Raw genomic sequence first — 18,753 nt, forward strand, 5'->3', positions numbered from 1 at the left:
GTCCATGGAGGCGTTACCACGCGGAGCGTGGGAACGATCTCTCATCGCATGGATCCTTGAGATCAGTTAGCCAGCCTTGCCCCATTCATGCTCCCGCTCAGGTCATACGCTGCCAGCTCTGCCTGATGCGCCGCGAGAATTTCCGGCAGTGAACCGCGCAGGTACTCGACCCAGGTTTTGATCTTGGCATCCAGGTACTGTCGCGACGGGTAGATGGCGTACAGGTTCAGTTCCTGGGAGCGATACTTGGGCATCACCCGCACCAGGGTGCCGTTGCGCAGACCCTCGATGGCTGCGTAGACGGGCAGCACGCCAACCCCCATGCCACTGGTAATGGCAGTCTTCATCGCGTCGGCCGAATTCACCAGAAACGGAGAACTGTTGATGGTGACCATTTCCTGGCCTTCGGGACCATCAAACAGCCACTTCTCCAGTGGAATCACCGGGCTCACCAGGCGCAGGCACGCGTGGTTGAGCAGATCGCTGGGTTTCTGTGCACAGCCATTGGCTTTGACGTACGCCGGCGAGGCGCAAACGATGCTGTAGGTGATGCCCAGTCGTTGCGAGACGAAACCCGAGTCCGGCAACTCGCTGGCGAGCACGATGGACACGTCGTAACCCTCGTCCAGCAGATCCGGTACGCGGTTGGCCATGGTCAGGTCGAAGGTCACGTCCGGGTGGGTTTTGCGATAACGCGCAATGGCGTCGATCACAAAGTGCTGGCCGACCCCGGTCATGGTGTGCACTTTAAGCTGTCCGGCCGGCCGCGCGTGGGCGTCACTGGCCTCGGCTTCGGCTTCCTCGACATAGGCCAGGATCTGTTCGCAGCGCAGCAAGTAGCGTTTACCGGCCTCGGTCAGGGCGATACGTCGGGTGGTGCGGTTGAGCAAACGGGTTTGCAGGTGGGCCTCAAGGGTGGAGACCGCGCGCGAGATGTTGGCAGTGGTGGTGTCCAGTTGCACGGCCGCGGCGGTGAAGCTGCCGGCTTCGGCGACACAACTGAAGGCGCGCATATTTTGCAAAGTGTCCATGGGGTGCTCTCTTTGGAGATTGCAAATTGTGACACGAAGTTTCTATTTTTACAGGCACTCCTGTGAACCTGACCAACGGATTATCGCGTTAACGGTAACAAAGATTCACAGGAATCCCGGCTTATCGCCATCCCTGTCGCCCCCTAGAATTGCGCCACCACCCGGAAGATCCCCCACGTCAGGAAATTGCAGCAGTGCCGCGTCGCATCAGCAGAGAACTGAGGACTCTCAGTGTTTGGGCTTTATCGTTAGCAATCAGCGGCTGCATCGGAACCGGAGGAATTGCCCCGCAAGGCAAGACACTCACCGCCAACACATTGGCCACCGACGAGGCGATCCAGAGCGCTGCGCAGGATGCTCACTGGCCGATCGCCCAGTGGTGGCAGGCCTATGGCGACCCGCAATTGAACCGCTGGGTAAACCTCGCCGTGCAGGGTAGCCCGAGCATGGCCATGGCCGCTGCCCGAGTACGTCAGGCTCGGGCGATGGCCGGGATTGCCGAATCCGCCGAGTCGTTACAGATCAAAGGCGAATCGACCCTCAAGCGTCATAACTGGCCCACCGACCAATTCTATGGCCCCGGTGAACTGGCCAATACCACCACCTGGGACAACAATGCCGCGTTGGGCTTCAGCTATGCCCTTGACCTCTGGGGCCGCGAAAGCAACGCCACGGAACGCGCTGTGGACATCGCCCATATGAGCGTCGCCGAAGCACGCATGGCCCAGCTGGAACTGCAGAACAATGTGGTTCGTGTCTATATTCAGTTGTCCCTGCATTACGCTCAGCGGGACATCGTCGAGGCGACCCTGAAGCAGCAACAGCAAATCCTCGACCTGGCGCAAAAGCGTCTGAATGGTGGCATCGGCACACATTTCGAAGTCAGTCAGGCCCAGACCCCGTTGCCGGAAACCCATCGGCAACTGGATGCGCTGGACGAAGAAATCGCTCTGAGTCGCAACCAGCTCGCCGCACTGGCAGGCAAAGGCCCGGGGGAGGGCGCGCAGCTGCAACGGCCAACGCTGTCGTTGGCTGCGGCGCTGAAACTGCCATCGGCGTTGCCCGCCGAACTGCTCGGCCAACGTCCGGACGTGGTCGCCAGTCGCTGGCAAGTGGCGGCTCAGGCGCGCGGCATTGATGTCGCCCACGCAGGTTTTTACCCCAACGTCGATCTGGTCGGCAGCCTTGGCTTTATGGCCACCGGCGGTGGCGCGCTGGAGTTTTTGACCGGCAAAAAGCTCAACTACAACGTCGGACCGGCGATTTCGTTGCCGATCTTCGATGGCGGGCGTCTGCGCGCGGAGCTGGGAGAAGCCTCGGCCGGTTATGACATCGCCGTCGCCAAGTACAACCAGACCCTGGTCAATGCGTTGAAAAGCATCTCCGACCAGTTGATCCGTCGCGAGTCGATGGACAAGCAGCAAGGCTTCGCCGCCGAGTCGGTGGCTTCGGCGCAGAAGACTTACGACATCGCGATGATCGCTTTTCAGCGTGGGCTCACCGACTACCTCAACGTGCTCAATGCCCAGAGCCTGTTGTTCCATCAGCAGCAGATCCAGCAACAGGTCCAGGCCGCACGCCTGAGCGCCCATGCTGAACTGGTCACCGCATTGGGGGGCGGGCTCGGCGCAGGCCTGGACGTGCCTGACGACAGCAAAACCGTGCCAGGCAAGACCCCGGCAGCGCTGGCCGCCTTCGATCACTGACGCTCGGCTATAGAGAACGATGCAATGACTCCCTTGCCTGCACCGCTGCGCTGGCTGTATTCCCTTGAATGGCGCCGCGGTTTTTTCGATTGGGCACGCAGCGATGGCGTGACCTGGGTCTACATCTTCAAGGTGTTGATCGCTGCTTTTCTGACCCTGTGGCTGGCCATGCGCCTGGAGTTGCCGCAACCGCGTACGGCAATGATCACGGTGTTTATCGTGATGCAACCGCAGAGCGGCCAGGTGTTCGCCAAAAGCTTCTATCGCTTGCTCGGTACCCTGACCGGGTCTGCGGTGATGGTTGGGTTGATCGCCCTGTTCGCGCAGAACACTGAACTGTTCCTCGGCTCGCTGGCGATCTGGGTCGGCATCTGTTCGGCTGGCGCGGCGCGCTGTCGCAACTTTCGCGCCTACGGTTTTGTGCTGGCCGGTTACACCGCGGCGATGGTCGGTTTGCCAGCGCTGGCCCATCCCGATGGTGCGTTTATGGCTGCCGTGTGGCGGGTGCTGGAAATCTCTCTGGGCATTCTCTGCTCTACGCTGGTCAGTGCCGCGATCCTCCCGCAAACCGCCAGCGCCGCCATGCGCAACGCGCTGTACCAGCGCTTTGGAGTGTTTGCGCTGTTCGTCACCGATGGCCTGCGCAGCCGCAGCCAGCGCGATGCGTTCGAAAGCAGTAACGTGCGCTTCATCGCTGAAGCGGTCGGCCTTGAAGGCCTGCGCAGCGTCACTGTATTCGAAGACCCGCACATGCGTCGGCGCAACGGTCGCCTCAGCCGTCTGAACAGCGAATTCATGGGCATCACCACGCGCTTCAACGCCTTGCACCAATTGCTCGAGCGTTTGCACAGCAGCGGCACGGAGCATGTGGTGGCGGCGATCAAGCCCGGTTTACAGGATCTGGCCGAATTACTCGACGGTTTCTCCGCTCGGGCGCTGACCAGTGCCGATGCGCAACGGCTGGCCGCACAACTGGCGACCTATAAAGAAGGTTTGCCGGCACGAGTGCGCAGCCTGCGAGCGACCTTTGAGGAGAGCAACCCGAGCGACGCCGAGCAGCTGGATTTTCACACCGCGTATGAGCTGCTCTATCGCTTCGTCGACGACCTGCACGGTTATGCACAGACCCACGCTTCGCTCGCCGAACACAGTCACGAACGCGAGCGCTGGGACGAACCCTACACACCGCAAACCAACTGGCTGGCTTCGGCGGCCTCGGGGATTCGTGCGGCGTTCATTCTGGTGGTGCTCGGCAGTTATTGGGTGGCAACGGCCTGGCCCAGCGGCGCCACCATGACCCTGATTGCCGCGGCGACCGTCGGCCTGTCAGCCGCCACACCCAACCCCAAGCGCATGGCGTTTCAGATGGCGTGCGGGACCTTGCTCGGTGCGCTCATCGGTTTCGTCGAGATGTTTTTCATCTTCCCCTGGATCGACGGTTTTCCATTGCTCTGCATGATGCTCGCACCGGTGATCGTGCTTGGCTCTTTCCTCACTTCACGGCCGCAATACGCCGGGGTCGGCCTGGGTTTGCTGATCTTTTTCAGCACCGGTTCCGTACCGGACAACCTGACTGTCTACAACCCCTATGCCTTCATCAACGACTACATCGCCATGGTCATGGGCATGTTAGTGTGCGCCGCCGCCGGGGCGATCATTCTGCCGCCCAACAGCCGCTGGTTGTGGCGTCGGCTTGAGCAGGATTTGCGCGGGCAAGTGGTGTACGCCATCAGCGGCAAGCTTAAGGGGCTCGGTTCGAGCTTCGAAAGCCGCACTCGAGATTTGCTGCATCAGGCCTATGGCCTGGCGGTGAGGCAACCGCAGGTGCAGCGTGATCTGCTGCGCTGGATGTTCGTGGTGCTGGAAGTCGGCCACGCGATCATCGAGTTGCGCAAGGAACAGGCGATCCTCCCGGTGCATCCGGCTTACGCCGAAATCCAACCATGGCGCCAGGCGATTCGGGTGATGGGGCGCTCATTGGTGCGGCTGTTTATCCAGCCGAGCCAAAGTAACCTCGAGCGCGCGTTGACCGCGGTCGACCACGCTATCAGCCGGGTGCAGGCCACCGACGAACCCTTCGCGCCGCACTTCGATACCTCGGCGCTGCGTCGCGTCAAGAGTTACCTGCACTTCATCCGCACCTCATTGCTCGACCCGCAATCACCGCTGGCCGCGTTCGCTGCCCCCGCCGAGCCGCAAGGACTAGAACATGCCTCGTGAAATCGCCTTCCACGGCGTGTACATGCCGACCATGACCCTGATGTTTTTCATCGCGGCTCTGCTTGCCTGGGCCCTGGATCGTTTTGTCTCCGGTTACGACCTGTACCGCTTTTTCTGGCACCCGGCGCTGCTGCGCCTGAGCCTGTTCACCTGCATTTTCGGCGCCTTGGCGCTCACTGTTTACCGTTGAGAACGATCTGATGAAAAAACTCTTCAGCCTGCTCGCCACCTTGCTCGTGCTGGCCCTCGCCCTATGGATCGGCCGGACCCTTTGGGTGCATTACATGAACACGCCCTGGACCCGTGACGGCCGGGTGCGTGCCGATATCATCAACGTTGCCGCCGACGTCACGGGTGAGGTGGTCGACGTCCCGGTGCGTGATAATCAGTTGGTAAAAAAGGGCGACCTGCTGATGCAGATCGACCCTGAGCATTACCAGATCGCGGTGAAACAGGCGCAGTCGCTGGTGGCCTCACGCAAGGCAACCTGGGAAATGCGCAAGGTCAACGCCCATCGGCGCGCCGACATGGACAGCCTGGTCATCTCCAAAGAAAACCGCGACGACGCCAGCAATATCGCTGACTCGGCCCTGGCAGATTACCAACAAGCGCAAGCACAGCTTGAAGCGGCGCAGTTGAACCTCAAACGTACCCAAGTGCTGGCGGCGGTGGACGGTTATGTCACCAACCTCAACGTTCATCGCGGCGACTACGCGCGCATCGGTGAAGCGAAAATGGCCGTGGTCGACATGAACTCGTTCTGGGTCTACGGCTTCTTCGAAGAAACCAAACTGCCCCACGTAAGGGTCGGCGATAAAGCCGATATGCAACTGATGAGCGGCGAAGTGCTCAAGGGACATGTGGAAAGCGTTTCTCGTGGCATCTACGACCGCGACAATCCCGAGAGCCGTGAACTGATCGCCGACGTCAATCCGACCTTCAACTGGGTGCGCCTGGCGCAACGGGTACCGGTGCGCATTCATATCGATGAAGTGCCGGACGGCGTACTGCTGGCGGCGGGGATTACCTGTACGGTGGTGGTGAAGCAGGAAGGCGAGCAATAGTCCTCAGACCATCTGATCGTTCCCACGCTCTGCGTGGGAATGCATCCCGTGACGCTCCGCGTCACAGCAGCGGACGCAGAGCGTCCAGGGCGGCGCGCTACCACGCAGAGCGTGGGAGCGATCTCGTCACACCTCGCAAAACGTCTCATGCAAATGCCGCCACAGCATGTGGCCGGACGCCTGCTTTTCAAAGATCACCGTAGACAATCGCTCGGTTCGCACACCCGTCCCGTCGATCTGCTGTTCGCGATAGCTGACAGTTGCCCCCCGAGCGTGTCGGTCGATCCCACGCAATTCACTCAGGCTTATCTTGAAGCCCGGGCGCAGTCCGCCAGCCTGTCGAAACAACGCACTCAATGCATCGAAATCCAACTGTTTGCCGCTTGGTGTCACCATCGAAAACTTCGGTGAAAAGCGCGCCAGCAGCAGCTCCAGCGCACCATCCGATACGGTCCCGGCAAACCACTGTTCGATGGCGACATGCGCCTGGATCACTTCTTCAAAATAGTCGCTGTAGTCAGTCATGCGGTTTCCTTTAGCGGTAAAGGCGAGGTAACAAGTGCCAATACCTTGCGTGCATCAAAACGCAGCACGATCAGTATCGGTAGCAGTGTCAGGAGTGCGGCGACCATAAAGCAGCGTTCGAAGGCCAATGGCGATTGCGCGCCCAGCGCCGCCAGCAGCGCACTTAAAAACGCCGCGCCGAGGCAAAAACTCAATTGCCGATTGATGTTCCACAGGGCGCTGGCGTGGCTCATGCGATCAGTATGTACGTCGACGAATGCCAGGGTTTGCGCGCAGCTGCTGCACAGGCTGCCGCCCAGCCCCATCAAGGCGTAAGCGCTCATCGGCAGCAGCCCTTGCGGCTTATCGATGAACATCAGCAATACCAGACCAAGGCTTTGTAAGAGCATGCCGATGATCAGCAATGGTTTGGGCCCGAACCGGTTGAAACCGCGTTTTCCGATGGCAATGGCGATACCCGAACCCACCGCCCAGGGCAACATCAATGCACCGGTTTGCGCCGCACCGAAGCCCAGTTGATGCAGGAACAACACCGCGATCAGGCTGGTGCCGATGAACACGCCGGGAACCAGCAGATACACCAGCATTGCCAATCGCAGCGAGGGGCTTTTCAGCAGTTGCAGGTCGAGCAGCATTGCGCGGTCTTTACCTGTCGGACGACCCTGCGCCGTTGCCTCGGCTTTCAGCCACAGTACCGCGAGCAATAGCGCCAGCATTGTCAGCGGCAGGTTGGCGTAAAACACCCAGCGCCAGGACAATGCCTGCACGATCAGGCCACCCGCCGCGGGCGCCAATGCCGGCACCAGCAACGCCACCAGCATTACCCACGTGGTCAAGCGACTACGCTCCGTCGGCGGGCAATGACGATAGGCCAACGCCTGACCAATCGGGATCAACAGTCCACCGCTGAGTCCTTGCAGCAAGCGCCAGCCGATCAATGTATCGATAGAGCCCGCCTGCGCGACCAGCAAGGAGAAAACGGAGAATAGCCCGAGCGAGCCGATGATCAAACGCCGCTCACCCAGTTGCTCGGCCAGCCATACGCTTAATGGAATGATCAGCGTCAGCCCGAGCATGTAGGCATTGCTGATCCACGCCAACTGAGTGACCGAGGCCTGCAGTTCCAGCGCAATCTGCGGGTAGGCGATGTTCGCGACAAACATGTTCAACAGGTCGAGGGCAAATCCCAGCAGGTACACAAGGATGACTTTTGAGCGATAGGTCATGGCAGCCTCCGGATAGACAGAGGCGCAGGGTAGGGCGTTTTGAGTGCTGGAGAAACGCTGGTTTGGCTGCTAGTTTGTCAAAAATATTTTGACAAAAGGTCAGCGCATTCATGGTCAGTCTTGATCGATTCGACACCTTCAAAGCCGTGGTCGAGGCCGGATCGCTGACGGCCGCCGCCGATCTGCTCGGTCAGACTCGAGCGGTGGTGAGCTTCAACCTCAAGCGCCTGGAGGCGGAACTCGGCGTCACCTTGCTGACCCGCAACACCCGTCAACTGGCGCTGACCGATGCCGGCGAGCGCTTTTACCAGCGCTGCCTGCGCACGCTGGACGAAGCGCGGCTGGCCATCGAAGAGGCGCGTTCGGAACATACCAAGCTGCGCGGCACCTTGCGCATCACCACTACCGTGGAATACGCAGTCGCCAGCGTGGTGCCGGCGCTGGAAGCGTTTCGTCAGCAGCACCCGTTGCTGAATATTCATCTGTCGACGTCATCGACCCACGCTGACCTGATTTCCGAGCGCTTCGATCTGGCGATTCGCCTGGGCCGTTTACTCGACTCCAATCTGCGCGCGGTGCAGTTGTCGAGCTTCGAAATTTTCGCCGTAGCGGCGCCTTCGCTGGTCGCTCGTCATGGGCCGGTCAGCACGCTGGAAGCGCTGGCGGCGTTACCAAAACTTGGCCACGCGAGGGTGCCGGAGCTGACGGTCACCGATGCCGGCGGGGCAGAGCATCTGTACCTGCCGATACCGGGGAAAATCACTATCGTCGCCGACAACTCGGCGACCTTGCGCGCACTCGCAGTCTGCGGACACGGCGTGGCGATCCTGCCGCAATGGCTGATTCAGGAAGACCTCGATTCAGGAGCGCTGCAACGTTTGCTGCCCGACCACCCCTTCACCCGCCAAGGTGTTTACGCGCTGTACCCCGACACGCGGCACCTGCCGATGAAGGTGCGCGCGTTTATTGATTTCATGAAGGACCGGGATCTGCGTTGATCGTACTGACGCCATCGCAGTCTTTCGGATAGCTGCGATCCTCTTACAATCGCCCAGCCAACCCGAACCGCTTCATCAACCCCGTCTCCAACACGCCCTTGGGCAGCAATGCCGCCAACAACGGCATCGCCCGGCTGCCATTGCCCAAACGCAGCAAGCGCGGTGGTTTGCTCCGCTGTACAGCCTTGAGCAAATCAGCCGCAAACTCACTGGCAGGTGTCGGGTTGTTCTGGGAGGCTTTGGCCCGGGCGCGGATGCCTTCGCGCAGTGGCCACCAGGGAGATTGTTCGGTGATCAACTGTTCGGCCTCATGCCCTGCATTCTTGGCAAAACTGGAGGCGATGGCGCCGGGCTGGACTTCCATGACGTGGACACCGAACGGTGCCAACTCCATGCGCAGGGCATCGCTCAAGGCATGTACGGCGGCTTTCGAGGCGCAGTAGGCGCCAGCAAATGGTGTCACCAATATGCCAGACACACTGCCGATATTCACCACCAGGCCTTTGCAGCGGCGCAGTACCGGGAACATTGCACGGGTTACCCCGACTACCGCGAACACGTTGGTTTCGAACTGGCGCTGCATCGCCTCCACACCACCGTCGAGCAGCGGCCCCATGGCGCCATAGCCGGCATTGTTGATCAGCACTTCCAAACCGCCGTGTTGCTGATTGATGCGCTCGCTCAACGCTTCCAGCGCAGGCCCGTCATTGACGTCCAGTTGCACCGCGGTGAACCCGGCGGCGGCCAATACCGCAACATCATCAGCCTTGCGCGCAGTCGCCCAGACCTCGTAACCGGCCGTTTTGAACGCATCGGCCAACGCACGGCCGATGCCGCTGGAACAACCGGTGATTAACGCGAGGGGCATGGAGCGGTCCTTGTGCAAAAGGGGAGAAGTGAAGGCTCAGTCAGAGAAACTACCCTGCAAATGCTCGGCGCGAAACTCCAGGGTTTGCGGGCGGTAACCGGGGCGCAGTGGTGGTAGCGGCAAGCAGTCTTCCCACGAGGCGCCGGCCTGTAGCTCACCGGGGCCACGGTAGCGCGGGGCGGCGTAGAGATTGTCCGCAAGGTTTACCGTGTCGCCGGGCGCATACGCGGCGATCCGCCAACGCAGTTCGGTCAGTGGCACGTCATTGCCGTTGTTCATTGTAAGTTTCAGCGGGCGATCCGCCGGGCAATGCTCGGGCGCATAGCTGATGCGCAACTCCAGCCGCGCCAGTTGCTTGAGTTCGCGGTTGTCCAGCCAGACCACCCACGTCGCTACCAGACCCAGACCCATCGCTGCCGCCAGCGATACCGGCAAGGCTTTGGCCGGATAACGCAGCAGCAGGGTCATCCAGGTGATGACCAGCAAGACGCCGATGAACATGACGCGGACCTCGGGAATTGAAGGGACCATCCTACCCAAGCGTAGGCGCGATTGACCATGGCCGAAAACCAGTGGTGAATGCTCAGGGGGCCAATCGCTTCGCTTGCTCGTGATGGCGGCCTGTCATCCAGCACAATTGGACAACATGGAAAGCGGGAATAAAAAAGGTTCTTCACACTATCCCGGGAAACGCTGTTCGGCGCACGTGCCCGATTCATGATGTGCGCCGAAAGAGAGCTCTATTCGGGGGCGTGGTCGCGCAGAAAAACCAGAGTGTCGGGCTTGGACTGCTCAGCGCTGAAGCGGTAACCCTGCGCATCAAATTGCTTGAGTGCGGCCGGGTCGTTGATGCGCTCCTGAATGACGAACCGGCTCATCATGCCGCGAGCCTTTTTCGCGTAGAAGCTGATGATTTTGTACTGGCCGTTTTTCAGGTCCTTGAACTCGGTGTTGATGATCCGTGCGTTCAGGGCCTGGCGTTTGACCGCCGAGAAGTACTCGTTGGAGGCCAGGTTGAGCAACACATCGTCGCCTTGTTCGGCCAACGCCTGGTTCAACCACTCACTGATTCGGGTGCCCCAAAAAGCGTACAGGTCCTTGCCACGGGCGTTGGCCAGTTTGGTGCCCATCTCCAGCCGATACGGCTGCATCAGGTCCAGCGGGCGCAGCAGGCCGTACAGACCGGAAAGCATGCGCAAGTGTTGCTGGGTGTAATCGAAATCCGCCTCACTGAACGTTTCGGCGTTCAGGCCGGTATAAACGTCACCTTTGAACGCCAGCAGCGCCTGTTTTGCGTTGGCTTGGGTGAAGGCCGGGGTCCAGCTGCCGAAACGTGCGGCGTTCAGGCCACCGATTGTGTCGGAAACGTGCATCAACTCGCTGATCTGCGCCGGGCTCAGCTCGCGTAACTGCAGGATCAGCTCCTGGGAATGATCGAGGTATTGCGGCTGGGTGAAGCGCTGGGTCACCGGCGGAGTCTGGTAATCGAGGGTCTTGGCTGGGGAAATCACCATCAGCATGAAGTCGTCTCCTGAAATCGTCGGGGGATTCTAGGGGGTTGCAGGCGTTGACTCCAGCTATCAAGGTCATAGGGGGGGTCGTAGTAGCTGGCGAAGGCTGCTACATGGAGCGCGTCAGCCGCAATGCATCAGCTATAGTGCCGCGCGGCTTTTGTTATGGAGACATCCCTTTGCGTATCGCTTTTCTCTTCTTGGCCTGGCTGTTCAGTCTCAGCGCCATGGCTGTGCCCAATGACGTCGCCACGCTGGATCGCAGTACCTGGCCAGAGCAGCTGACCAGTCCGACTCTGTTCGACGTCGCGTCGCGAGCGGAAATCCTCACCTTTGCTCGCGCCTTGCTCGCCAGCGAGGCGCTGGACGAAACTGCTTTAAAGCAGCGCCTGGGGTTGCGGACGATCAATCTGGAGTCGATCAATAGCTTGCGTCAGCGGATGTGGCAGCGTTTGCTCGCCAACTACAATTTCGCCCAGCAAAGCTGCGATCAGGACGCCTCCTTCTGTTATCTGGTCGAAGACATGGACTCCCTGCGCGAGCAGGCCGGTAAGTTTCAGGTTGCTGCGGATTCCTACTACATGCGCTGGGCCGAACCGAGCCGGATCTTTCATGAGCACTATCTGGACGAACAACTGCGCAAGGCAGCGTTGTTTGCGCAAACCAGCAGCGAAGTCGATCGATTCGGCGATTACGAGCGCAACGGTGACGAGCTCAACGATCGGCTGTTTTTACTGACCTTCGACAGCGCCGCCGCAACCTCGCCGGATAACACCGCCTGGCTCAGCGACTACTTGCGCAAGTCGAACATGAGCGCGACCTTTTTTGTGCTGGGCAGCGATATTCAGAATCGTTTGGCCCAACGCTCGGTGGCTGATTTACAGGCGTTGTACTCAAAGCAGTGCGTCGGTGTGCAGGGTTGGGAATACCGCTCCCATAGCCATTGGCAGGACTGGCAATACTCGATCGAGCGCAGCGTGGAACTGGTGAAAAGCAAATTGCCGGAAAATTACAAACCGCTGTTTCGCCCACCCTATGGTCAGCGACGCGCCGACGGCGAAGGGTTTTTCAAGGCGCAGGGTTTGCAGGTCGCCTTGTGGGACATCGACCCTCAGGACGCCGGCGGCAAGCTCAAGGCTCAAGAGAGCGGCCAGCGGGTGTTGACGCTGATGCTGCTATGGCGGCGTGGGGTGATCAACTTCAATGTCAAACAGGACGCGGTAAAAACGGCGATGCCCTGGCTGGTCACGCAAACCGCGCAAAGCGGTATCGGCTGGGAGGATTGTCAGGACGTTTTTCGTTGAAAAGGCAAAAGGCCAGCAATCATTGGGGGAAGGGTAAGAAAGGAAGGTTTTTAGCGAGATTTCGATACAGGCAGACTTTTGACTTTAACGGGGGTGATGGCAGTCCGCCAAGTGCTATTGGTCACTCTGAAAAATAAACTTCAAAAAAACGTCAAAGTGCTTTTTCCTGTCACAGGTTTTGGAGTATTACGAAGACAGACCGCCGAAACCTGCAACACAGGTGGCGTCTTTCAAGACCCAGCGTGTGCAGTTCACTTGAGTCCTGCTGTTTTTGAGTACTGCAGGGTGAATTCGGTGGCCACTTCGAGGCGCAGCACTGTAATGGTATTGCGTCGACTGGCTCCCACAAAGGTGACCGAGTATGGATGATCACGGACGTAGCTCTTCTTCCAACCAGCCAATCCTCTATGTACTCGATACCAACGTATTGATTCACGATCCAAACGCACTTTTGAACTTCGAAGAACACCACGTTGCCATCCCGATGATCGTCCTTGAAGAGCTCGACAAGCTCAAAAGTGGCCATCACAGCGTCGCGTCCGAATGCCGGCAGGCGATCCGTCTGATCGACAAGACTCTGGGTGATGCAACCCCGGAAGACGTTGAGCTGGGGGTGCCGATCCAGCGTGGCAAGAGCGGGCCAAAAGGTTTGCTGTCGATTCTGATGAACAAGCGCAAAGAGCCCAACAATCTTTTGCCCGAGAATCTGAACGACAACATCATCATCAACCAATTGATCGACCTGCACGTGCGCGACAAGGATCTGCGCCTGGTGCTGGTGACCAAAGACATCAACATGCGCCTCAAGGCGCGAGCTTGTGGGATCGCCGCCGAGGACTACAGCACCGACCAACTGGTTGACGACGTGTCGCTGCTGTCGCGTGGTTATCACAACATGACGGGTTCGTTCTGGGATCGCGTCAGCAAGGTCGAGACCCGTCAGGACCACGGTCGCACCTGGCATCAGGTGCAACTCATCGACAACCTGCCTGCCGTGCATGTCAACGAGTTCATCATCGACGAGCAGGGTTTTGTCGGCTGGATCAAAGAGATCAGGGTCGACGTCCTGCTGATCCTCGACCTGCATCAAGAACCGCTGATGCACCAGGAAGCCTGGGGGCTGAAGCCGCGTGACGTCTATCAAAGCCTGGCGCTGTTCGCCTTGCTCGATCCGGACATCCATCTGGTCAACCTGTCCGGTGCCGCCGGCTCCGGGAAAACCATCCTGGCACTGGCCGCCGCTATCGAGCAAACCATGGTCAGCAAACGCTACCGGCGCATCATCGCTACCCGTAGCGTGCAGGGGCTGGACCAGGAGATCGGCTTCCTGCCGGGTACCGAAGCGGAAAAAATGGAGCCTTGGCTAGGCGCCATTACCGACAACCTCGAAGCCTTGCACATGGATGACGAAAATACCCATGGCAGTGTGGATTACATCCTCAGCAAAGTGCCGTTGCAGTTCAAATCCCTCAATTACATCCGGGGCCGCAGCTTCCAGCAGAGCCTGATCCTGATCGATGAATGCCAGAACCTCACCCCGCACCAGATGAAAACCATCATCACCCGTGCCGGTGCCGGTTCCAAAGTGGTGTGCCTGGGTAACCTGGCGCAGATCGACACCCCTTACCTGTCCGCGACCAGTTCCGGGCTGACCTACCTGACCGAACGCTTCAAAGACTTCCCCAATGGTGTGCACATCACCCTGCAAGGGGTGCCACGCTCGATTCTGGCCGAATACGCCGAATCCCATCTGTAACCCTCAAGAACCGGGCGGCCCAAAGCCGCCCGGCTTTTTGTTGCGATACAACACCCCCTTGTAGGAGCGAGGCTTGCCCGCGATCGAGCGCGAAGCGGTCGCAGAACAGGTCTGCGCATTCCCACAGGACAATTGAGTCGTCTGGATTGCGGCCGCTTCGCAGCCGATCGCGGGCAAGCCTCGCTCCTACATCGCGGGTTTCAATAATCAAACGTGCGAAAAATTGACCTGCAGGTTTACAATCGGCGCTCCTGATCAGGAGTAACCCTGTGCTGACTCATCTCGATTCCCAAGGTCGCGCCAATATGGTCGACGTCACCGAAAAAGCCGTGACGTCCCGTGAAGCCACGGCCGAAGCGCTTGTGCGCATGCTTCCCGAAACCCTGCAAATGATCGTCAGCGGCGGTCATCCCAAGGGTGATGTGTTTGCCGTGGCGCGGATCGCCGGGATTCAGGCGGCGAAGAAAACCTCCGATTTGATTCCGTTGTGCCATCCGCTGATGCTCACCAGCGTCAAGGTCGAGCTCAGCGCCGAGGGCGAGGACGCGGTGCGCATCGTCGCCCGCTGCAAACTCGCCGGCCAGACCGGTGTCGAGATGGAGGCGCTGACCGCCGCCAGCATCGCCGCGCTGACCATCTATGACATGTGCAAGGCCGTGGATCGTGGTATGACCATCGAGAGCGTACGCTTGCTGGAGAAGCTGGGTGGCAAGAGCGGCCACTATCAGGTGTCTGAATAATGCAGGTGTCCGAATAATGAAAGTGACGGTGAAGTTTTTTGCCCGCTACCGCGAGGCGCTTGGAGTGGACTCGCTGAACGTCGAAGGCGATTTCGCCTCGGTCGATGATGTGCGTTTGCTTTTGGCACAGCGCGACGGTGCCGAGGTACTGAGTGAACAGAACCTGATGTGCGCCCGCAATGAAGACCTGTGTCAGCTCGATGAGCCGCTGACCGACGGCGATGAAGTGGCGTTTTTCCCTACCGTGACCGGAGGCTGAGTATGGCCATTCGCGTGCAATCCGCGGCGTTCGACCCTGGCGCTGAAGTCAACGCGATGCACGCGGCGAATGTCGGCGTCGGCGCGGTGGTGAGTTTTGTCGGCTACGTGCGCGACTTCAATGATGGCCGTGAAGTTGCCGGGATGTTTCTCGAGCACTATCCGGGCATGACCGAAAAGGCTCTCGGCAAGATCGCCGACGAAGCCGGGCAGCGTTGGCCGCTGCTCAAGCTTGAAGTGCTACACCGGATCGGCGCCCTGGAGCCGGGTGAGCCGATTGTCTTCGTCGGTGCCGCCAGTGCCCACCGCCAGGCAGCGTTCGACGCCTGCGCTTTTGTCATGGACTACCTGAAAACCCGCGCGCCGTTCTGGAAAAAAGAAAACACCAGCGACGGGCCTCGCTGGGTGGAAGGGAAGGACAGCGACCATGCGGCGGTAGAGCGCTGGGAAAAGTAATCCCCTGATCCGTTCCCACGCTCCCGCGTGGGAATGCCGCCCCGGACGCTCTGCGTCCGCTTTTAATCGTGACGCGGAGCGTCACAGGATGCATTCCCACGCAGAGCGTGGGAACAATCAATGGATCTCCTTTCGTTACCTCAATTCATCCTCGCGACCAAAGGAAGGGCGAAGTGTGGACGGCCGATTGACGGGCAATACATAAAAGTCCAGTATGGAATTATAAGTACAAAAAACGCTTCAGTTTTAACTTTTCCTTCTGTCTTGCAAAACCAACAACAACCCGCGAGAGAACGAACATGAAGAAACTCCCCCTCATCAGTGGCCTGGCCCTTAGCCTGTTGGCGTGTAGCAGCCTGTTCGCTGCCGAGAAAACCGTACGTATTGGCATTGAAGCCGCTTATCCACCCTTCGCCTCCAAGACTTCCGACGGCAAGATCAGCGGTTTCGATTACGACATCGGCAACGCGTTGTGTGCGCAGATGAAGATCAAGTGCGAATGGATCGAGGGTGAGTTCGATGGGCTGATCCCGTCGCTGAAAGTGAAGAAAATCGATGCGGCCCTGTCCTCGATGACCATCACCGAGGAGCGCAAGAAGTCCGTCGATTTCACCCACAAGTACTACTTCACCTCGTCGCGTCTGGTGATGAAGAAAGGTGCCGTGGTGGATGACCAGTACGCCAGCCTCAAGGGCAAGACCATCGGCGTGCAACGCTCGACCACCACCGATCGCTATGCCACCGAAGTGTTCGAGCCCAAGGGCATCAAGGTGGTGCGCTACAGCAACAACGAAGAGATCTACATGGACCTGGCGTCCGGGCGCCTGGACGCCATCTTCGCCGACACCATTCCGCTGGATGACTTCCTGTCGATGCCGCGCGGTGCCGGTTATGCCTTTGTCGGCCCTGAGTTGAAAGATCCGAAATACGTCGGTGAAGGCGCCGGGATTGCCGTGCGTAAAGGCAACACCGAGTTGCTGGCCGATCTGAACAAGGCCATCGACGGCATTCGCGCCAGCGGCGAATACCAGAAGATCGAGGCCAAATACTTCAAGTCGGATATTTATGGGGATTGATCAGGGGATTTGTAGCGCCTGATACATTGCAATCGCGGGCAAGCCTCGCTCCTACAGACCCCATTATCCGTAGGAGCGAGGCTTGCCCGCGAAGCGATGGTAAGAACCATAAATCTGATTCGGGTCAAACGCGGACCTTCAGCCCTTCAATTCTTTCAAATGTTTGTACACCGTCGCCCGGCCCATGTTCAGTACGTTTGCCACGTAATTGGACGCGCTTTTGCCCTTGAAGGCGCCTTCAGCGTGCAGGGCCAGCACCAGCTCGCGTTTATGCTCGCGGGTCAGCAGGTTGAGGCTCAGCTGACGTTCTTGCATCCACGCGTGGAGGAAGGTGTTGATTCGCTCCTGCCAGTCATCACGAAACAGTGAGTCCGGTTGCGCAATCAGCTTGCTCGGCGACAGGAACAAATCCAGCGCTGCCTTGGCGTTTTCGAACAGCGAAATATTCAGGTTGATACACAGCACAGCCAGAGGCTGGCCATCGCTGTCGCGCAGCACACTGCTGAGGCTGCGGATTTTTTGACCGTCCCAGTTGAGCTTCTCGTAAGGGCCAATGTTTCGTTCGCTGACCTCTTCGCTGAGCATGTCTTCCAGCGCGGCATCGTCGCCAATTTCGCGTTTGGACAGGTTGTTGGCGATGTAGTCGATCTTTTGCGTGCGCAAATCGTGCAGCACCACCTCGGCGTGGGGATAAAACAGCGTGGCAATGGCGTCGGCAATCGCCCGGAAGTTTTCCAGGGCGGGATCTTGTCGAGGTGGTGTCATAGGGAGTTGCTCCAGGCAGCGTCAGCGCCCTATCGAAAAGGGCGCTGGAAGTGTGCCGCAATCGAGGCGGGTCGTCACCTGAGGGCGTGTTAACCGAGGCGAGCGGGGGAGAGCATTGCGGCGCTCAGACCAAAGCGCGTCAGCTGTTCAGGCAAGGCTTCGCCGCGTACCAGTGCCGCACCGGCCTGACCCATGGCGGGCGAGGTCTGGATGCCATAACCGCCTTGGGCCGCGACCCAGAACAGCCCCGGCACCTGCTGGTCAAAGCCGCATAAAAGGTCACCGTCGCTGACAAAACTGCGCAGCCCGGCCCAGGTTCGGGTCGGGCGGCGGATGGTCAGCGTGGTGGCTTCTTCAATCTGGTAAATGCCCATGGCGATGTCCAGCTCTTCAGGTTGTACGTCGTGAGGTTCGACCGGGTCGGCGTTGGCCGGTGAGCCGAGGAACATCCCGGCATCCGGTTTCATGTAGAACGACTCGTCGAGGCTGACCAGCATCGGCCAGTCATGGATATCCACCCCTTCAGGGCCGGCGAAGATAAATGCCGCACGACGCTTGGGCTGCAGACCGAGCGGCCTGGCCCCGGCCATCTCACCGATTTTATCGGCCCAGGCGCCTGCCGCGTTGATCACCACCGCAGCGCTGAAGGTCTGTTTGGCGGTCTTGACCTGCCAATTACCTTGGGCATCACGGGTCAGGCTCTGGACTTCACTGTCGGTATGCACTTCACCCTGATTGCGCCGGATACCGCGCAGGTAGCCTTGGTGCAGGGCGTCGGTGTCGATATCGCTGGCGCTCGGGTCATAAATCGCTCCGTGAACTTTCTCCCGGCGCAGGATCGGCAGGCGTTCGCAGGCTTGCTCGGCGCTGAGCAATTGCATCTCCGGCACGCTGGCCTTGGCGCTCAGGTATTGGCTGTTCAACTCTGTCGGGTCGCCGGTGAAGTCCACAGTCATTTCACCACGCGGGGTCAGCAACGGGTGCTCGCAGAAACCGGCCGGCGGCGCGTCGAAGAATTCCCGGCTGGCGAGGGTCAATGCACGGACCTGGGCGGTGCCATAAGCGGCGGTGTATAAGGCGGCGGAACGCCCGGTCGAGTGATAGGCCGGATGCGATTCACGCTCCAGCACAATCACCCGAGCCTGACGCGATAGCCAGTAACCGGTGGACGCACCGGCGATACCGCCGCCGATGATGATGAAATCTGCCTGGCTCATTCAAGCCTCCGAAAATGTGGATTTCGATGAGG

At 59.5% G+C, this 18,753-nt stretch carries 19 protein-coding genes; 11 read left to right on the forward strand and 8 right to left on the reverse strand.

Going from position 1 to position 18,753, the window contains the following annotated elements; translation table 11 throughout:
* Window positions 1-62 precede the first annotated feature (62 nt).
* A complete protein-coding gene (locus AC07O1_RS08005; RefSeq protein ID WP_494995120.1) occupies window positions 63-1,031 on the reverse strand; it encodes a LysR family transcriptional regulator in 969 nt (322 codons plus the stop codon).
* 194 nt (window positions 1,032-1,225) lie between these two features.
* On the opposite strand from AC07O1_RS08005, the gene AC07O1_RS08010 reads away from it, so the two are divergent.
* Genes AC07O1_RS08010 through AC07O1_RS08025 form a run of 4 tightly spaced genes read left to right on the forward strand, consistent with a single transcriptional unit; the run spans window position 1,226 to window position 6,021 of the window.
* On the forward strand, window positions 1,226-2,737 hold the full coding sequence (locus tag AC07O1_RS08010) for an efflux transporter outer membrane subunit (RefSeq protein ID WP_495088445.1): 1,512 nt from the start codon (window positions 1,226-1,228) through the stop codon (window positions 2,735-2,737).
* A gap of 24 nt (window positions 2,738-2,761) precedes the next feature.
* Window positions 2,762-4,957, forward strand: coding sequence for an FUSC family protein (locus tag AC07O1_RS08015; RefSeq protein ID WP_495088446.1), 2,196 nt, complete (start codon window positions 2,762-2,764; stop codon window positions 4,955-4,957).
* Window positions 4,947-5,147 carry a DUF1656 domain-containing protein gene (locus AC07O1_RS08020; protein ID WP_494995117.1) on the forward strand — a complete coding sequence of 67 codons (201 nt, stop codon included), beginning with the start codon at window positions 4,947-4,949 and terminating at the stop codon, window positions 5,145-5,147. Before AC07O1_RS08015 ends, AC07O1_RS08020 begins: the two co-directional genes overlap by 11 nt.
* Window positions 5,148-5,157: 10 nt before the next feature.
* Complete coding sequence (locus tag AC07O1_RS08025) at window positions 5,158-6,021, forward strand: efflux RND transporter periplasmic adaptor subunit (protein WP_495088447.1); 864 nt, start codon at window positions 5,158-5,160, stop codon at window positions 6,019-6,021.
* Between the two features lie 126 nt (window positions 6,022-6,147).
* On the opposite strand, the gene AC07O1_RS08030 is transcribed toward AC07O1_RS08025, so the two are convergent.
* Together AC07O1_RS08030 and AC07O1_RS08035 are read right to left on the reverse strand one after the other, a co-directional pair.
* Window positions 6,148-6,546 carry a DUF4440 domain-containing protein gene (locus tag AC07O1_RS08030; RefSeq protein ID WP_495088448.1) on the reverse strand — a complete coding sequence of 133 codons (399 nt, stop codon included), beginning with the start codon at window positions 6,544-6,546 and terminating at the stop codon, window positions 6,148-6,150.
* Window positions 6,543-7,772 (reverse strand): MFS transporter, encoded by a 1,230-nt coding sequence (locus AC07O1_RS08035; RefSeq protein WP_495088449.1) that lies wholly within the window; start codon window positions 7,770-7,772, stop codon window positions 6,543-6,545. Before AC07O1_RS08035 ends, AC07O1_RS08030 begins: the two co-directional genes overlap by 4 nt.
* 110 nt (window positions 7,773-7,882) lie before the next feature.
* Here AC07O1_RS08035 and AC07O1_RS08040 point away from each other — a divergent pair, with 110 nt between their 5' ends.
* Window positions 7,883-8,770 carry a LysR family transcriptional regulator gene (locus tag AC07O1_RS08040; protein WP_495088450.1) on the forward strand — a complete coding sequence of 296 codons (888 nt, stop codon included), beginning with the start codon at window positions 7,883-7,885 and terminating at the stop codon, window positions 8,768-8,770.
* Between the two features lie 43 nt (window positions 8,771-8,813).
* Here the strand turns inward: AC07O1_RS08040 and AC07O1_RS08045 are convergent, their stop codons facing one another.
* The 3 genes from AC07O1_RS08045 to yaaA all read right to left on the reverse strand — a co-directional run bounded on the left by AC07O1_RS08045 (window position 8,814) and on the right by yaaA (window position 11,158).
* A complete protein-coding gene (locus AC07O1_RS08045) occupies window positions 8,814-9,638 on the reverse strand; it encodes an SDR family oxidoreductase (protein ID WP_495088451.1) in 825 nt (274 codons plus the stop codon).
* 36 nt (window positions 9,639-9,674) lie between these two features.
* On the reverse strand, window positions 9,675-10,139 hold the full coding sequence (locus tag AC07O1_RS08050) for a multidrug transporter (protein WP_495088452.1): 465 nt from the start codon (window positions 10,137-10,139) through the stop codon (window positions 9,675-9,677).
* A 239-nt stretch (window positions 10,140-10,378) separates the two neighbouring features.
* On the reverse strand, window positions 10,379-11,158 hold the full coding sequence (gene yaaA, locus AC07O1_RS08055) for a peroxide stress protein YaaA (protein ID WP_495088453.1): 780 nt from the start codon (window positions 11,156-11,158) through the stop codon (window positions 10,379-10,381).
* A gap of 170 nt (window positions 11,159-11,328) precedes the next feature.
* Here yaaA and AC07O1_RS08060 point away from each other — a divergent pair, with 170 nt between their 5' ends.
* From AC07O1_RS08060 to AC07O1_RS08085, 6 genes are all read left to right on the forward strand, one after another.
* Window positions 11,329-12,453, forward strand: a complete 1,125-nt coding sequence (locus tag AC07O1_RS08060; RefSeq protein ID WP_495088454.1) for a polysaccharide deacetylase family protein — start codon at window positions 11,329-11,331, stop codon at window positions 12,451-12,453.
* A 361-nt stretch (window positions 12,454-12,814) separates the two neighbouring features.
* Window positions 12,815-14,209 carry a PhoH family protein gene (locus AC07O1_RS08065; RefSeq protein WP_494995111.1) on the forward strand — a complete coding sequence of 465 codons (1,395 nt, stop codon included), beginning with the start codon at window positions 12,815-12,817 and terminating at the stop codon, window positions 14,207-14,209.
* 269 nt (window positions 14,210-14,478) lie between these two features.
* Window positions 14,479-14,949: a cyclic pyranopterin monophosphate synthase MoaC gene (moaC, locus tag AC07O1_RS08070; RefSeq protein ID WP_494995110.1), complete on the forward strand. Its 471-nt coding sequence runs from the start codon at window positions 14,479-14,481 to the stop codon at window positions 14,947-14,949.
* Window positions 14,950-14,965: 16 nt separating this feature from the next.
* Window positions 14,966-15,208, forward strand: a complete 243-nt coding sequence (locus AC07O1_RS08075; RefSeq protein WP_495088455.1) for a MoaD/ThiS family protein — start codon at window positions 14,966-14,968, stop codon at window positions 15,206-15,208.
* 2 nt (window positions 15,209-15,210) lie between these two features.
* Window positions 15,211-15,663 (forward strand): molybdopterin synthase catalytic subunit MoaE, encoded by a 453-nt coding sequence (gene moaE, locus AC07O1_RS08080; RefSeq protein ID WP_494995108.1) that lies wholly within the window; start codon window positions 15,211-15,213, stop codon window positions 15,661-15,663.
* Window positions 15,664-15,962: 299 nt separating this feature from the next.
* Window positions 15,963-16,739 (forward strand): ABC transporter substrate-binding protein, encoded by a 777-nt coding sequence (locus AC07O1_RS08085; protein ID WP_494995107.1) that lies wholly within the window; start codon window positions 15,963-15,965, stop codon window positions 16,737-16,739.
* Between the two features lie 138 nt (window positions 16,740-16,877).
* On the opposite strand, the gene AC07O1_RS08090 is transcribed toward AC07O1_RS08085, so the two are convergent.
* Both AC07O1_RS08090 and AC07O1_RS08095 read right to left on the reverse strand, forming a co-directional pair.
* Complete coding sequence (locus AC07O1_RS08090; RefSeq protein WP_494995106.1) at window positions 16,878-17,504, reverse strand: helix-turn-helix transcriptional regulator; 627 nt, start codon at window positions 17,502-17,504, stop codon at window positions 16,878-16,880.
* A gap of 89 nt (window positions 17,505-17,593) precedes the next feature.
* Window positions 17,594-18,721 (reverse strand): NAD(P)/FAD-dependent oxidoreductase, encoded by a 1,128-nt coding sequence (locus AC07O1_RS08095; RefSeq protein WP_495088456.1) that lies wholly within the window; start codon window positions 18,719-18,721, stop codon window positions 17,594-17,596.
* Window positions 18,722-18,753 lie beyond the last annotated feature (32 nt).

The sequence above is a fragment of the Pseudomonas sp. GW821-FHT07G10 genome, from assembly GCF_059418545.1.

Coding starts and splice junctions, on each gene's coding strand:
- AC07O1_RS08005 (WP_494995120.1), bottom strand. CDS start 1,031: ATGGACACTTTGCAAAATATGCGCGCCTTCAGTTGTGTCGCCGAAGCC.
- AC07O1_RS08015 (WP_495088446.1), top strand. CDS start 2,762: ATGACTCCCTTGCCTGCACCGCTGCGCTGGCTGTATTCCCTTGAATGG.
- AC07O1_RS08020 (WP_494995117.1), top strand. CDS start 4,947: ATGCCTCGTGAAATCGCCTTCCACGGCGTGTACATGCCGACCATGACC.
- AC07O1_RS08025 (WP_495088447.1), top strand. CDS start 5,158: ATGAAAAAACTCTTCAGCCTGCTCGCCACCTTGCTCGTGCTGGCCCTC.
- AC07O1_RS08030 (WP_495088448.1), bottom strand. CDS start 6,546: ATGACTGACTACAGCGACTATTTTGAAGAAGTGATCCAGGCGCATGTC.
- AC07O1_RS08035 (WP_495088449.1), bottom strand. CDS start 7,772: ATGACCTATCGCTCAAAAGTCATCCTTGTGTACCTGCTGGGATTTGCC.
- AC07O1_RS08040 (WP_495088450.1), top strand. CDS start 7,883: ATGGTCAGTCTTGATCGATTCGACACCTTCAAAGCCGTGGTCGAGGCC.
- AC07O1_RS08045 (WP_495088451.1), bottom strand. CDS start 9,638: ATGCCCCTCGCGTTAATCACCGGTTGTTCCAGCGGCATCGGCCGTGCG.
- AC07O1_RS08050 (WP_495088452.1), bottom strand. CDS start 10,139: ATGTTCATCGGCGTCTTGCTGGTCATCACCTGGATGACCCTGCTGCTG.
- yaaA (WP_495088453.1), bottom strand. CDS start 11,158: ATGCTGATGGTGATTTCCCCAGCCAAGACCCTCGATTACCAGACTCCG.
- AC07O1_RS08065 (WP_494995111.1), top strand. CDS start 12,815: ATGGATGATCACGGACGTAGCTCTTCTTCCAACCAGCCAATCCTCTAT.
- AC07O1_RS08075 (WP_495088455.1), top strand. CDS start 14,966: ATGAAAGTGACGGTGAAGTTTTTTGCCCGCTACCGCGAGGCGCTTGGA.
- moaE (WP_494995108.1), top strand. CDS start 15,211: ATGGCCATTCGCGTGCAATCCGCGGCGTTCGACCCTGGCGCTGAAGTC.
- AC07O1_RS08085 (WP_494995107.1), top strand. CDS start 15,963: ATGAAGAAACTCCCCCTCATCAGTGGCCTGGCCCTTAGCCTGTTGGCG.
- AC07O1_RS08090 (WP_494995106.1), bottom strand. CDS start 17,504: ATGACACCACCTCGACAAGATCCCGCCCTGGAAAACTTCCGGGCGATT.
- AC07O1_RS08095 (WP_495088456.1), bottom strand. CDS start 18,721: ATGAGCCAGGCAGATTTCATCATCATCGGCGGCGGTATCGCCGGTGCG.